Raw genomic sequence first — 15931 nt, forward strand, 5'->3', positions numbered from 1 at the left:
CTTTATGATAAAGCTATGTAGTACTAATTCTATATTTCCCTGCTTGTCTCCTGCTTAAACTAAAAAATAATTTGAAAAATTTTGTTAATTTTGTTGAAGATTGATTGGTTAATTTAATTTTAATAGGGAACTTTAATTCATAAAATTAAAATAAAAAAAACTCGCCTTAGACGACGAGTTTTTTTGTATCTTCTTTTAAGCTTTAGAAAAAATTGTTTATTTCTGAACTCTAACTGTCTTTTGTCCAACAACTAAATAACCATCGAGATACCCTCGAAACACAAGTGTTTCTTCTGAAGAATCCCAAGTAAAGTCAGAACGTTCAAACTTGAATTGTCCATTTTTCGCTTGGTTATAGTAGCCTTTGTTGCTTGTTAGGGCATTTACTCCATTCACGGTAGCACTATCCAGATCAAAGCCTTTTGTATCAAAACCTTTTGGTAAGTCTACTCGAACTGTAAATACTCCCTTATTAGCCTTAATGACTTTAGCCGTCACATCAATGATCGCAGGAATGTACACCACAAATTGTTTTTCAATTATTGTTGTTAAGCCTGCTGCATTTGTTGTAAAAACTGTTAGGTTGTAGGTACCTGGCTTCTCTAATGAAATAGAAGTACCATTCTCAATCTCTTTTCCATCATTATGGTCAGGATAAGATACAATCATTTTCTCAGTAACGACATCAGAAATGTTATCTACTGCGCTGTAGATTAAATCTAAGTTAGTACCTAATTTATATTCAGCTTCTAAATCCATATTTACAACTGGTGCTGTTTTGTCAATTTTCACTTCAATTGTTTTTATCTTCTCTATATTCATAGAGTGATCCATTGAGAAGAATTTCACTTCATGGATTCCTTCTTCTGTTATTGTAAAAGCCGTTCCTTTCACATAATCAGAGCCATTTATAGAATAGAAGGTTTCTGTTACCCCACTTAATTCATCAGTTGATGCAAGGTTCACCGTCACATCATCTGTACGCCAAGTTTGAGGTGCATCAGAGGTTGTCTCTGGTGCTGTTTTATCTACCTTTACTCCAATTGTTCGTGCTACTTCTTTATTTCCAGCATTATCAACTGAATAAAAGGTGACTAGGTTAAGACCTTCTTTTTCTATAATAAAAGAGGTTCCTTCAACATATTCAGAGCCGTTAATAGCATAAAAGGTTTTTGCAACACCACTTTTTCCATCTTCTGCAGTTAAATTCACAGTAACATCTTTATTATTCCAAAAGTCTTGTGCATCTGAAGTTGTTACTGGTGCTGTTTTATCGATTTTCACTTCAATTGTATGGACTTTTTCAGTATTGTCCACTTTGTCAACTGAGTAAAACGATACATTGTGAACACCTTCTCCTTTTACTTCAAATGAAGTACCTTCTTCAAAATCACTACCATCAACGGAATAATAAGTTTTCGCTACACCTGTTTCATTATCTGTAGCTGATAGTGTTATGACTTGGTCTTCATTTATCCAATCAGTGGGTGCGTTAGCTGTCGTAACTGGCGCTTCTTCGTCTAAGATTAGCTTAGCAAGTACTACATTGGATGGTTTGGACTCGCCAAATGAGTTACTATATGACGTTACAACATATTCATGATTTGCGTAGCTTAAATTCAAGAGCGCATACATTAAATTATTTACTTTTTCAGCAATTAATACTAATTCTCCATCAATCACTTCATAGATGTTGTAGCCATTAGCATAGGTAATAAAATTCCAATTAATTCTTGCACTTGTTTCACTTACAAGAGTCAAGCTTGCTGTTGGCGGCTCCATAATTGGATAAACAATTGTTTCTGTTATACGATTTGAAGCCTTTGATTCTCCAAAACGTGTATTGTAGGCTGTTACTTCAAAAGAATGTGTATCTTCTGAAAGATTATTAGCTTTATAGCTTCGTGCAGTACCTTTATAAATTAATGTTCTCTCATCATTTGTGATTTGATAAACACGGTATTCATTTGCCCAGGCTGCTGCAGGCCAAGATAACATAATATTGTTTATATTTTCTACTTTCGCTGAAATAACCGGTGCTTCAACAACAGGCCATGTTAATGTGAAGTTGGTAGAGCTTCCATTTGGTGACTCATCAAAACGATTACTATATGAATGAACGACATATTCGTAATCTCCCTCTGTCATGTTATTAAATCTTGCCGTTGTTCCTTTTACACTTGCTTTTAACACAAGCTGTTCATCAACAATTTGGTACACTCTATATTCAGTTGCATATGTTGAAGCATTCCATTTCAACACAATATCATTTCCATTTGCAATACTTTGTGTTAGATTTTCTGGTGCTTGCATGATTGGATGAATTAGGTTTAACGAAAGATCACTTCCATTTGCTGATTCCCCAAAACGATTGCTTTCAGCACGAATCTCATATGTGTAATCACCTTCTGGCATATTGACAAAAGTGAAACTTGTACCTGTTACTGTTTTCTGTAGAACCCTCTCGCTATCTATGATTTGATACACATTATAGCTTGTTGCATAATCTGAAGCATCCCATTTCAAGCGTATATCATTACCATTTACAATTGTTTCGGAAAGATTGGCTGGAGCTTGCATCGTTGGATGAACAAGTGAGAAAGACTGATTACTTCCTTCAACTGATTCACCAAAGCGCGTGCTATCAGAATGAATCACATACGAATATTCAGAATCCGGCATATTATTAAATCTAACTGACGTACTTGTTACTGTTTTTGCTAAAACTAGTTCGCCGCCAATGATTTGATACACATTATAAGCTGTTGCATATTCTGAAGCATCCCATTTTAATAAAATATCGTTTCCATTAAGGATTGTTTGTGATACATTTCCCGGTGCCTTCATCGTTGGATGAACCATAGCTAAAGAGACTTCACCGCTATTTGCTGATTCACCAAAACGGCTGCTTTCAGAATGAACAATATAGGTATGATCACCTTCTGCTACACTCACAATGCTTGTAGATAATGATGAGACTGATTTAACTAATTTCTTTTCGCCATCAATCATTTCATAGACATTATAAGTGTTAGCATACTCAACTGATTTCCAGCTAAGCACAACATCATTTCCATTTTTAACCGTATAGGTAAAATCAGTTGGTGCTTCCATTGTTGGGTGAACTAAAGAAATCTCCGCCTTCGCATTTCCCTCGGATTCACCGTATAAATTCGAAAAAGAAGTAATCTCATATTGATAGTTATCAGCAGGCATATTTGTAAACTTTACAGAAGTACCTGTAACTGTTTTTTGAAGAACACTTTCGCCATCGATTACTTGATAAATGTTATAGCCATTCGCGTTTTGAACACCTGTCCACTTTAACGTGATATCATTTCCATTTGTAATCGTATGTGACAAATCAGTTGGTGCTTCCATCGTAAGTCCGGTTAGTGTCAACGTTACCTTACTACCACTAACAGACTGACCAAAGCGAGAAGAGTTCGCATAAACAACATATGTGTAATTTCCTGGTGCTATGTTACTATAAGAAACAGCTGTACCAGTGACCGTGCTTTTTAAAACTTCATTGCCATCAACTACTTGATAGACTTTGTAGTTTGTTGCGTATGGTGCAGAGTCCCAGCTAATAGTAAAGCTAGAAGCACTTTTAATCGTTTTTTTCACATTAGCTGGTGGCTCCATCGTAGGATGAACAAGTGTAATAGATTGCTTGCTGCTTTCTTTTGATTCACCAAAACGATTAGAGTAAGAGTGAACTTCATAGCTATAATTACCCTCAGGTAGATTACTATATCTGACAGCTGTTCCACTAGCGGTACTTTTCAGAACCTTTTGACCGTCAATCACTTGATAGATTTTATAGCTGTCAGCATTTGCAGCACTGTCCCAGCTTAGGACGATATCATTCCCATTTTGAATTTCGTATTTGAAGTTTTCTGGTACAGCCATTGTGACAGTCTCTACCTGTAACGAAACCTTGCCACCCTCGTTTGATTCACCAAAACGGTCGCTATATGAGTAAACCTCATATGTATAGTTTCCACCAGGCATATTTTTGAATGTGATACTTGTACCTGTCACTGTATTTTGCAAAACTTTTTCTCCATCAATAATTTGATAGATTTTATAGCTGTTAGCATAAGAAACGCTTCCCCATGTTAACGTAATATCATTAATATTTTGTAGTTTGTACGTAACGTTTGGTGTTGCCATTGTAATAGAGTCAACTGTTACATTTAATTGACTGCCCTTTTCTGACTCGCCAAAGCGGTTACTGTTTGAGTGAACTTCATACATATATTCCCCAGCAGGAGCATTCGTTAATTTTAAAGAAGTACTTGTTACTGTTTCCTTTAAAATCTTTTCACCATCAATCACTTGGTAAACCTTGTAATTATCCGCAAAAGAAACAGTATTCCATTTTAATGTGACGTCATTCCCATTTGTCACAGAATACGTAAAGTTTTCTGGTGCTGTCATTGTTGGGTGAACAACCGTAACATCAAGCTGATCTGATAAAGAAGATTCTCCATATAACGAATTTACTGCAGAAACAGCATATGAATAGTTGCCTTCTGGAGCATTGCTTACTGTGTGAGTTGTGTTTGTTACAGAAGTTAGTAATGACTTTTCACCATCACTTGAGATTTGAAAAACATTATATTTTTCAACATACTGTGATGGACTCCAGCTTAATACGATGTCATTACCATTATTGATTGTATGTGTGAATGTTGCTGGTGCCGTCATCTCTGGGTATTCAATCATAACTGCGACAGGAGCACTTGGTCCTGATTCACCTTCTGAGCTTAATGTTGATACAACGTACTCATAAGAACCTTCTTCAAGATCGTTGGCAGTATAACTGTTCGACTTCACTTCTCCTAAAGGAAGAATTTGTCCATCTTTGATTTCATAAACCTTGTAAGCTGAAGCTCCGTATACAGCGCTCCAAGTAAGTTTGACATCATCAGGTGTTACCTTTTCTACAGCAAGATTGCTTGGTGGTAACATATTAGCTGATGTTGCAAATACACTTCCAATCGGAACAATTACTTGATAACTTAGAAGCACCAATGCGATAAGCAAGGGTTTTAAACGAAATAAATTTCTCATTTTCCTTTTCCTCTCTTTGTAAAAAAGGCATAAAAAAATAAACCTTTTACAAGGTTCATAGGTTGATAGACTATGATTCCTTGTGGCAACCGGCTGCCATTCATGAATTATTAGTTCATGAGGAAGGCCCTTAGCTTTGCGTCCCAGCGTTTCCGAAGGTTTGCCTTTTTCACTTGGTAGTTTAATAGCATATCATTATTATAATACTTTTATCCTAAATTAAAATAGTTCTTAATGACTATTACAGAAAAAATTTGCTTCTTTATAGTTTTGTTGGTAAATAACGCTTACCCCTGTCATTTTTGATATTAGCTTCACTAAGCGATATTGTTATGTGAAACAGATGATTGCTAAGGGAAGATCATTTTCATTGCCTTCCTCTTAACATCAACGGCTAATAACGACTTTGTCATATCGGCAAAAATAAATGTTATGAATCTTTTTATATTCTACATTAAAGTAAGGTTAAAAAACTCGTCAGTAGACGAGTTTAATGAATGTGTAATATAATCACTAAATTGATCTTGATAACATATTCTTTAAGATATCTTCCCGTTCTCTATTTTCGTTTATCGTAAAACATCCCGTCTGAGGATGAGACATCTTCAAATGGATTTACATATTGCTGGTTGGATGATTTTTTCTTTTTTAATTCCAACATATCTAACTGAATTTCTTTTTTAGTCTCAGAGAGTTTATTCGTTATTATTCTATTCCAATCAACAATCTGTTGGAACAATTGAGAGTCAATCTGCGAGAAAGGAGGCTGAACATTTTTGAGATCTTGCTCCCTCATATCCAATAAGGTCGTTATCTTCTTCACTTGTTCATCTCTTTCTTCCTTTGGTACTGACTTTGATACTAGTTGAAAAAGTTGTTCAGTCACATCATGGACCTTTTCAATGGCACGCACTATGCTTGTCCACCTTGCCCATACTGCTGTTGACGCGTGATTTGAATAACTTGCTTCCATGTATCTCGAAACTCTATAACGATGCCTTCAATTTCTTTTAAAATTAATACTTCATTATTAATATTAGCTTCTGTTAAACGATGATTTACGTACTCATACATAATCATCATATTCTTTGATATTTCTAGATCCATATTTAATGTGACCATCAGCTCTGAAATGATTTTTTGCGCTTTTTGGATATTTGTATTTTTAGCTTCATATTCTTTATGTTCGATATCTTCAATAGCTTGTTTGATGAATTTCAGACATCCATTATATAACATTAAAGTTACCTCTCCTGGGGATGCTGTATTAACAGAATTTTGTTGATACGCTGTATATGGATTATTCATTGCCATAATTAAGCTCCTTTTATTAAGATGAGAATTGCTGCATTAGATAGGACATTTGTGAATTGGACTTTTGAATTGCCTGCTCCATCGCAGAGAACTGAGACCAATAACGGTCTTCAACTTTAATTAATCGATCTTCAAAACGATTAATTTGTTTATTTAAATTCGTTAAATTTCTTCCGATAGTAAATTGTTGATTCGTAGATGTGGTTTTTCCAGCTTTTTTTTCAATACTCTTAATTGTAGTACTGATTGTTTCACGAATACGCTTTGCCAGTCCAACACTTTCAGTAGTTGAACCGCTAGAGTTAAATAATTGAAAAATTTCAGTCGGATCTTTAGCTATTGCATCTCTTAATTTTGTTTCATTAATTAATAGTTTTCCTTTATCTAAATAATTGCTAGAAGTTGTTATACCAATTTGTGCTAATTGCTTAAAATTCACATTGGAGTTATTTGGATTATATAAGTCAGTACGCATCTTTGTTAATGCACTTGAAAGAATAGAATCGTTTTTAATAAGACCACTTTTAGCTCGTTCTTCCCATAATTCTATCTGTTTTTCAGTCATAGTCTCTTTTTCTGTATCTGTTAATGGTTGATAGCTTCTGTATTTCTCTTCATTCATTTTCCCATTAACCTTTTCAATAAGTTCATTATATTTATTTACAAATTGTACAACCTTATCTACCATATTATCTGTATCATTAGAAAGTGATACATTAGCTGCAGAATTATCTTTGTGAAGGGTATATGTCACATTATCAACTACAAATGTATTTGTTGTCCGTGAAGTAGTTAGTCCGTTTATTGAAAATATTGAATCTTTCCCTTGCGTCCCGCTACCTACTGTTAAATTACTACCAACAGCAGCATCCGTGAATCCTAAGGATTTAAATATTTCAGTGGAATCTGTGTTGTTTAGAGTAATTGCTGCTTTCTCTCCTGTTTCTTTCTTTGTAATAACTACTTGACCTGTATACGAATCTCTGAATACAGAAATCCCCAAATCTTTATTATTAGAAAGTTTTGATATCACATTCTCTAAAGTATCAGTTTCTTCAATTACTATCTGTATATTATTAGAGGTTGTTCCATCCCCATTAGTTACTGATAAGTCTAACGTACGTGGAACACCACCTGTGAAAGTCGTAGATCCAGTAGATATCCAATTTGTTGATTTAGCTATTTGTGTTACTTCAATTCTAGTATCTATATTAGCTGCAGATGAATTTGCAACTGCAGTAACCGCACTTGTATCAGAGCTAGTCACTTTCTTCTTAAGAAGATCTTTTTGAAGAGTCATATTTCCATAAATAAACTGATCAAAATCATTTAATAGCTTATTCATTTCTCGAAATTCTTCTCGTTGCCATTCCAATATTTGTTTTTTTTGTGTTAGTTTATTTAAAGGAATACGCTCTGCCTTCATCAAATCAGTAACAATTTGATCCGTATCCATTCCACTAGCTAGTCCACCTATACGTATAGCCATTTTTCATCACCCTTATATCTTTTTATCAATAATAAGCCCTAAAAATTCAGTCATTGAGGCATAAATGTCCAACCATTTCTTTGAAGGTATTTCTCTAATTACTTCTTTAGTATAATCATCTACTACTTTTACATAGTATTCGTTTAATTCTTCATGTAGTTCAAATTTAATATGTGTATTAGAAGGTTTTAGAAAAGCATTGATACTATTTATCATAAATCCAATTTCTTCTCTTGTAAGTACTTCATTATCTGCCTTGTGTATTTTCTCTAAATTATCACCTAAAACCTCTTGTTTCGGAATAATCTTCTGGGTGTTTATATCTAGGTTGTGAAGAGTAGATTGTGTAGCTATTTTATTAACAGACATCTTAACACTCCTCTAATTTTCTATATCTATTTATTCTATCGGCATTTTCGTTGCATAGTTTAGTAAAGGACTAATTATTTATAGACCATGAAATATTGGAATGGATAAATTAATAGCTTTGAATAAAAATTACACTAACGACATCAATAAGAATTTATGAGAAATTTTATATTTATTCATTTTTGAATCCATTTATTATATCCATCATTTTTGTTATTCTCTTTATATATGTGTGTTCTTTCTTCATTGCTTCATATCCTTGCATTCTAATTCTATCTCGTTCTTCTTCATTCTCAAGGTAATATCTGATTATATCCATCAAATCTTGTAGATCACGGTAAACAACTAAATCACTTCCATCTTTAAACAATTTCGTAATATCAGATTTATAGTTAGTAACTAAGAATCCTCCAGAACCTAAAACATCAAATATCCTCATAGGTAATCCTGATGTGACAAATTTCCTTGTAATATTCAAATTTATTTTTGTCACCTTAAAAATTTTAGGCATTTCTATAAAGTGTTCTGCAAAACCGTTATATGTTCCAAATAATTTATCATCAGTTAAATCCCAACTATTGTCACCATATATATTAACTTTAAAGGTCTTAGCTATTTGATTAATTATCTGGGTTCTTTCTAGATAGGACTGATACCTGCCTAATAAAAAGGCTAGCTTGTCTTCTTTGGAAAGTAAAGAATGATGCAAGTTATTTATACTATAATTCGAATGAAACTGTATCTCTCTAACCAAATCTACATCCACTAAATCCTTCAATATATATAGATCTTCAGAAAATTGTTTTTGTACTATTTCATTTATTTTATTCCTTAGATTTAAAGGTATTTTTGGGGAAATACTTTCCAGAAATTCGTTCTTCGCTCCACTTGAACCTACAAAAGTTACCTGGGAAGAATATTTTGTATAATCGCTTGCAGAAACCTCTATACTTGAGAGTCTTTTAACATTTGCTGCAACTGGGAGATAATACGCTCTCTTCAATCCCTGTTTCTTTAGATCAGAGACTACCTCTTGGTCATATATAAAGTAATATGTTAGATTATTATATAAATTTTTAGAATTATATAGTGAATATGCTGGTGTATCAACTGTCCAAGAAATGTATGGAATATGGAGTGTTTTGCTTATATTGGAAACCTTTTCACTAAAGTTAATTGTAAATAAATAAGTTGGGTCGATAGCTGCAATTTTTTTTAACATTATACTTTCATTTTCCCAATTTAATTTCACTACCGAGTAACCTATTTCTTGAAATGCCTCCATGCAATCATCTAGTATAGTAGGATGATCGACCATACAAATAAGCTTACTCTCAGTTTTACCACTTCCTGAATGTATATAACTAATCACATTTTTATAAAACTCAATATTACATTGAATTAAATTATTATTAATAATAATTTGAACATCATTTATATCAATTTCCATCTTCTTATATTCTTCATTGAAAAAAAGAGAAACATTCGACATCTCTTCAATACTACCAGGAAAGATTTCTTGAATAGTTTCGTAAAAGCTTCTATCTTGTTCTATTAAATAAATAGGTTTATTTGTCTGATTATATATCTCTCTTAATTCATACCCCAACCCTAAACCCAAAACAACGATAAATTCTGCATTCTGTTTTATAATGAACTGATTTGTAAACTTTTCTGGTTCATATCTAGAATACAAATATTTCCATACGCCTTCAATTTGATATTTACATGTATAATTACCTTTTTTAGATATTTCTAAAATGAGGTTATCTTTCTTCATCTATATTTTCACTCCAATTAAATTGGATTCACTTTAGTAACTCACGAAGTGGCTTATGCTTCCATCCTTGAATATAAGCTCCACCTTCAGTACAATTCCAAAATTGTATATCATTATATTCCATAACATACCTTTCAAACCACTTTAAATAAGTATATAGGTTAAGAGATGTTAATACTGTTTCATTTTGGAAATAACCTTTTATTTCTATTAGATTTATTTTGTTTTTAATACTGGTTTGAGAATGTGCGTTTTTTGTGTGTGAGCTATTATTTGTGAAGGCCAGGTCTTGCCCAACAAGCATTATTTTCTTCGAGCCTAATTTGATTAATAAATCTAACAGACAGGTAGCAACAGAACCTCCAGTTTTTATAAGTGGAGACTTTGTTTTTTCAGCGAGATATTCAGCTTTTTCAAAACCACTTTGCCAAACTATAAACCTTGGTCCATTATACTGTTTAACTGCTAAATGGTTCGCAGTACTTAAGTAAAATAAAGGAATATCAAGATCTCTTAATCCCTCAAATTGTTCGTTAATAAGTTCTTTTGGATCTGAAATCATTATTAAGTTCGGCTTTATCCCTGCTTTAACTAAAGGTATTAGAGCTGTTCCTACACATGCAATTACGACATTCTTACATAAAGAAGCTTTTTTCAATAGAGGTAGTTGCTTAGCTAGGGATGGACCTGCAGATACTAGAATCGTTGAATAATTATTGTAATGTTCATAAAACTGGCTGAATGACTTATCTCTTAACTGAATATTCAAGTTGAAATTAATTGTTAATGAATCTCCTTGATCATTAATAGTTCTCTTTTTCATGAGGAATGATTCCAAGGTGATTCGTAGATCTTTGTTTGGGATTAATTCTAATGAAGGTTTATAAATGAAAAAATTCCCTTGTGAATCATTTATCTTTTCTGAAAGTATTTTTAAAAGAAAAGAAACATCTTGTATTTGATTAATTATTATATTGTTTTTGTTTTTCATAATAATGTGTAAGTTTTTTTCTATTAACCATTGCATATATAATAGATTCAACTCAAAGACATGTATTGTATGGTTGGGATATTTATCAGCTAGCTTCAACACATGATATCCCAACCCAATACCAACAACTATTATATCAGCACTTTCTTTATTTATTTGCAAATTACTTACCCAGGAGTCCGCCTCCTTTAAAGGGTTGTACTTACTATGCAAATAATATTTTTTATTGCTCTCTCCTACTACTATCAGTGAGGGTACTGTCTTAGTCTCAATTAATTCCCATTTCATTTAGTTTTCAGAGCTCGATTCTTTCACTTTATTTATCCACTTCTCTATATTAGGAGCAAACTCATATTCAAACATATCAGCAACTAATACATAGTCATGCACTTCTAATCCTTCTTGAGCTTCTTTTAAGAAATCATTTAATTCATTAGTGTTAATATCTAAGTTATAACCTAAGGAAATAATTCCATTTATTGCCTGAGTAGTCCATTCCATGGCATCAATAAATTCGTTAATATTACTTAGGGCTTCACTTTCTTTATCAACTCTTAAATCCTCTGAGATTAAAATACATACTTCAGCAATCTTTGGTAAAAATTCAGTTAAACTTTGTATTGTTTCTTGCACAAGTTGTTTGTTTTCCATAACTGTACCTCGTTCTTTATATAATATGTTTTTCCACTTTTTCAAGTAAAATTGTGATCCATTCTATCCCTTGAACTGATGCCTCTTTTATTCCTTTATATAATATTAAGGATTTGTTATATATTCTCTCATTCATTTCATCTTCATTTTCATTCTCTATCTCTAAATGACTATGTTGGAGTTTGAACAACACTGGTCTTAATATATAAAAAATAAATTCATTTTCTAATATACGTCTTAACTCTAAATCGAATTCATCTAGTTTACTGATACTTTCCTGATCAAATAAATAATTATTATTCTCGACTTCTTCCAAGACTTCTAATGATCCACTAGCTAATTTAACTACGTCATTATATTCATTTTTCAAATCAGATAATCTCTGATAAAATTCGTCCCAATTAACACTATTTTCCTTATTAGGCAATAATGAAACTATTTCGTCACTATACTCAATTTTACAATAACTCTCACAAAACTCTGAAAAGGGTATTTGTTTAAAACCTTTGATTCTAAGTCCACCCTCTGTACAATTAAATATAGCACGTGAATTACCTTTTTCAATTAATTTACTCATTTGGTATTCAAAGCCACTTTTCATGCCCAGAAATATAAAGTCTGTAAGAACATCTTCCCCGTAATAACCTTCTTCATAGAACATGTTTCTTTGTTTCTCTTTTGTTTCATCTACTATAGTAAACCCTTGGTTTCCTAACGCGTGTGTTTGTTTATTTGTATATGCTAAATCTTGACCAATTAAACAGATTGGTCCACTTGTAATTTGAAGAGCAATATTGAAACAAAAATTTGCAACAGAATGTCCTGTTTGAACAATCCCAAGTTCAGTTGATAATAGATCATTCGTAAGTTTATTCATTACTGTTACATCACTAATATTAAAAACAACATGTTTCCCTTTGTGATTCGATGGTATATCTTTATGAACGATCAAAGGATAAACCAGGGGAATATTATCTATTTTAATTTTCTCAAAATGTTTATAGTTTGCAATACCACCATCAACTGTAACCACCAGATTAGGATATATCTCTTCCTTTAGTAAAGAATTTACAGTTGAACCAGCGCAAATTATTAGAGCTTTATTCTTTAGCTTTTTTAGTAATGGGAGTTGTTTTGTTAAAGAAGGACCTCCTGAGGCAATGACAATCGGGCAAGTTAACCTCCCTTTTATTTCTTCAATATTATAAGCAGTAAAAGCTGTGTATAAATTAGAAATATAATTTTCTTGCCATTGTAACGAAAACATTTGCCTTGTGTTGTTGTTAATAACTTCCATCATTAATTTCTCTTTAGATATTTTTAGTACATCCCTAAAAAAATCAGGATATATTTTCTGGTAATTAGGTGATTGTATAATCGTAAATCTTCCCATATACTCTTGAAAATATAAGTTAAGTTTATACTCCAATAAGGATGTGTCAGTCCCTAGAAACATCTCCACTCTTTTGTCTTTGAATAATTCGTTATTCTCACTGTTTTGCCCTACAATTTTAAACAATTTCAAACTCGGCTCTACAATAAGGAGCCTATCAGTATCACTTATTTTTTCTAACATTGCATTAGCTATATAACCTAAACCAAATCCAAATAAGATATGCAAATGATTTTTCTTATAAGAAGAATTAGCTATTTTTTCCGCTTCAAGTAAAGGCTTATATTTACTATGCAAGTAATAATTCATAATTTTAATTGTTTTTACATTTTCAGACTTACTTTCCTCAATTTCTATATTAAAATTGTTCTCTATATTTTCATTAAACATTTTTAAATACCCCTTTTAAAAAAGGCAACCAAATTTTTTGGTTGCCTTTAATATTAAAGTTATCGTAATCAATTAACGAAGAAGTTGTAAAACACCTTGTGGTTGTTGGTTAGCTTGAGCAAGCATTGCTTGAGCTGCTTGAGAAAGAATAGAATTCTTTGTTTGTCCCATCATTTCTTTCGCCATATCTACATCACGGATACGTGATTCTGCAGCAGTTAAGTTTTCTGCACCAGTATTAAGGTTGTTAATAGTGTGCTCTAAACGATTTTGAACAGATCCTAATTTAGAACGCATTGTAGATACTGTTTCAATAGCATCATTAATGTTTGTAATAGCAGTATTTGCTGAACCGTTACTTGTAACTGTAATTGCACCAGCACTTAACCCTAACGCAGTTGCAGTCATTGTTGTCATAGTAAGTGCAATGACTTGACCTGAATTAGCACCTACTTGGAACTGGTAACTTCCTCCAATACTACTAATTAACTTTTGAGTATTGAATTCTGTTTCGTTTGCAATACGAGTAATCTCACTGTTTAATTGAGTAAGTTCATCAGATATAGCCACTCGGTCAGCAGTTACATTAGTATCATTTGAAGCTTGTACCGCTAATTCACGCATACGTTGTAGGATATCATGCGTTTCATTTAATGCACCTTCAGCAGTTTGAATGAAAGAAATACCATCTTGTGCGTTACGAGATGCTTGTTCTAATCCGCGAATTTGACCACGCATTTTTTCAGAAATTGAAAGACCTGCAGCATCGTCACCAGCGCGATTGATACGAAGTCCAGATGATAATTTTTCCATTGATTTACCTTGTGCATTAGTAGCACTGTTTAATTGACGGTACGTGTTTAAAGCTGCGATATTGTGATTAATTCTCATTTTATTATTTCCTCCTTGAATGTGTGTGATTCACATCCTTGTGAATCATCTAATTAAGGTATCCCTCATGTCGGCCGCCATTTGTTCAACCTCTTACTATATATATCGACAGGATCTTCAACCAGTTTAGTGTTTTTTGTAGAAAAATAAAAAAAACCTTAAGTTTTTGAAGTGACCCCTTAAAGTTAGACACGGTTATTTCTTTAGGCAACTTGGGTAAAATGAGTTCGGTATTGCACCGGGCTCATTTTTAATTTTGCCTTTATTCTCTTTGTATTGTAATAATCGATGTATTTTTCTAATTCTATTTTAAAATGCTCTACACTTTCGAATTCTTTTATGTAGAGGAACTCAGATTTCATAATTCCAAAGAAGTTCTCCATAACAGAGTTGTCGTAACAGTTTCCTTTACGGGACATACTTTGAACAATCCCTCTTGATTCAAGTGCCTGACGATACTTCTTCATTTGATAATGGCAGCCTTGATCGGAATGCATAAGTAGCTGGTGGATATCAGGTAAACGTTTGAAAGCCTTCTTTAACATATCTGAAACAAGAGAATAGGTTGGTCTAGAACCAATTGTGTATGAGATTATCTCCCCATTAAATAAATCTAAGACAGGCGATAAATAAAGTTTCTCACCAGATATTTTAAATTCTGTAATGTCAGTTACCCATTTTTCATTTGGGGTATTTGCCGTAAAGTGGCGATTTAAAATATTCGGCGCAATTTTACCGACCGAACCTTTATAAGATTTATATTTTTTCATTCGTACGATACACTTTAACCCTAGTTCTTTCATAATCCGTTGTACCTTCTTGTGATTCACTTTTTGACCACGGTTCGCAAGTTCATCACGAATACGGCGATAGCCATAACGCCCTTCATGTTCTTCATAAATTGCCTTTATTTCCACTTTTAGATCGGAATCTGGATCTGGACGATTCATACGTTCCACTAAGTCATAGTAAGTGCTATGTGGAATGCCAGCGAGTTTTACTAGTGCTTTCACCGGATATTTATGCCTTAATTCATAGACTACTTGCGTTTTGTCCTGTTTGGTGATTTTTTCTTGTTTTGAACTAAGGCATTCAACTTTTTTAAATACTCGTTTTCCATTTCAAGTTGTTTAATACGTGCTTCTAGTGCCTCGTCTGACCCTTCTAGTGGTTTAGATTTTGTTTGTTTCTTCGCATCTTTTTTCATGGATGGACGCCCCTTTTTCTTTGATTGAAGGGCATCTAATCCTTGTGTTTCAAATTGCTTTTTCCAAACAAGAATTGTGGATGGAGCAGCTATATTAAAGATGGCCGCTGTTTCCATTATGGACGTACCGTGTTCAATCATATAATTTAGTACGTCTAGTTTAAACTGTTGGGTGTAATTTGTATATAATTTTACGAATGCTTCTACACCATTGTGTTCATATTGTTTGACCCATTTAAGAATGGCTTTATTATCAGTTCCGAAAGACTTAGCTAATTCATAGGAACTCTCATTTCCATTTAAATAACGTTGAACTGCTTGTAATTTATCTTCTGTAGAAAATTTAGCCATAGAAAAACTGCACCTCCGATTGT

At 32.9% G+C, this 15931-nt stretch carries 11 protein-coding genes and 1 riboswitch; all 11 genes read right to left on the bottom strand.

Features of this window, described 5'->3' with window-relative positions; translation table 11 throughout:
- Positions 1 to 216 precede the first annotated feature (216 nt).
- The 11 genes from JOC75_RS20880 to JOC75_RS20930 all read right to left on the bottom strand — a co-directional run bounded on the left by JOC75_RS20880 (position 217) and on the right by JOC75_RS20930 (position 15908).
- The gene (locus tag JOC75_RS20880) at positions 217 to 5082 is read right to left on the bottom strand and encodes an OmpL47-type beta-barrel domain-containing protein (protein ID WP_204955905.1); all 4866 of its coding nucleotides are present in this window, start codon (positions 5080 to 5082) and stop codon (positions 217 to 219) included.
- An 81-nt stretch (positions 5083 to 5163) separates the two neighbouring features.
- A riboswitch (cyclic di-GMP riboswitch) is annotated at positions 5164 to 5257 on the bottom strand.
- Between the two features lie 384 nt (positions 5258 to 5641).
- Positions 5642 to 5995 carry a flagellar protein FliT gene (gene fliT / locus JOC75_RS20885; protein ID WP_204955906.1) on the bottom strand — a complete coding sequence of 118 codons (354 nt, stop codon included), beginning with the start codon at positions 5993 to 5995 and terminating at the stop codon, positions 5642 to 5644.
- The gene (gene fliS, locus JOC75_RS20890; RefSeq protein WP_204955907.1) at positions 5995 to 6396 is read right to left on the bottom strand and encodes a flagellar export chaperone FliS; all 402 of its coding nucleotides are present in this window, start codon (positions 6394 to 6396) and stop codon (positions 5995 to 5997) included. Before fliS ends, fliT begins: the two co-directional genes overlap by 1 nt.
- A gap of 16 nt (positions 6397 to 6412) precedes the next feature.
- Positions 6413 to 7885, bottom strand: a complete 1473-nt coding sequence (locus JOC75_RS20895) for a flagellar hook-associated protein 2 (protein ID WP_204955908.1) — start codon at positions 7883 to 7885, stop codon at positions 6413 to 6415.
- A 12-nt stretch (positions 7886 to 7897) separates the two neighbouring features.
- Positions 7898 to 8254, bottom strand: a complete 357-nt coding sequence (gene flaG / locus JOC75_RS20900; protein ID WP_204955909.1) for a flagellar protein FlaG — start codon at positions 8252 to 8254, stop codon at positions 7898 to 7900.
- 172 nt (positions 8255 to 8426) lie between these two features.
- Positions 8427 to 10034, bottom strand: coding sequence for a CgeB family protein (locus tag JOC75_RS20905; RefSeq protein ID WP_204955910.1), 1608 nt, complete (start codon positions 10032 to 10034; stop codon positions 8427 to 8429).
- Positions 10035 to 10062: 28 nt separating this feature from the next.
- Positions 10063 to 11187: a motility associated factor glycosyltransferase family protein gene (locus JOC75_RS20910; RefSeq protein ID WP_204955911.1), complete on the bottom strand. Its 1125-nt coding sequence runs from the start codon at positions 11185 to 11187 to the stop codon at positions 10063 to 10065.
- A 126-nt stretch (positions 11188 to 11313) separates the two neighbouring features.
- A complete protein-coding gene (locus JOC75_RS20915; protein ID WP_204955912.1) occupies positions 11314 to 11676 on the bottom strand; it encodes a DUF8042 domain-containing protein in 363 nt (120 codons plus the stop codon).
- Between the two features lie 16 nt (positions 11677 to 11692).
- Positions 11693 to 13459 carry a motility associated factor glycosyltransferase family protein gene (locus JOC75_RS20920; RefSeq protein ID WP_204955913.1) on the bottom strand — a complete coding sequence of 589 codons (1767 nt, stop codon included), beginning with the start codon at positions 13457 to 13459 and terminating at the stop codon, positions 11693 to 11695.
- Positions 13460 to 13531: 72 nt separating this feature from the next.
- Positions 13532 to 14350 carry a flagellin N-terminal helical domain-containing protein gene (locus JOC75_RS20925; protein WP_204955914.1) on the bottom strand — a complete coding sequence of 273 codons (819 nt, stop codon included), beginning with the start codon at positions 14348 to 14350 and terminating at the stop codon, positions 13532 to 13534.
- Positions 14351 to 14553: 203 nt separating this feature from the next.
- A protein-coding gene (locus JOC75_RS20930) for an IS3 family transposase (protein WP_204955915.1) occupies positions 14554 to 15908 on the bottom strand; the annotation gives its coding sequence in 2 pieces (ribosomal slippage) (positions 14554 to 15455 and positions 15455 to 15908; 1356 coding nt in all).
- Positions 15909 to 15931: the final 23 nt, after the last annotated feature.

Source organism: Metabacillus crassostreae (genome assembly GCF_016908395.1).
Classification (GTDB): Bacteria; Bacillota; Bacilli; order Bacillales; family Bacillaceae; genus Metabacillus; species Metabacillus crassostreae.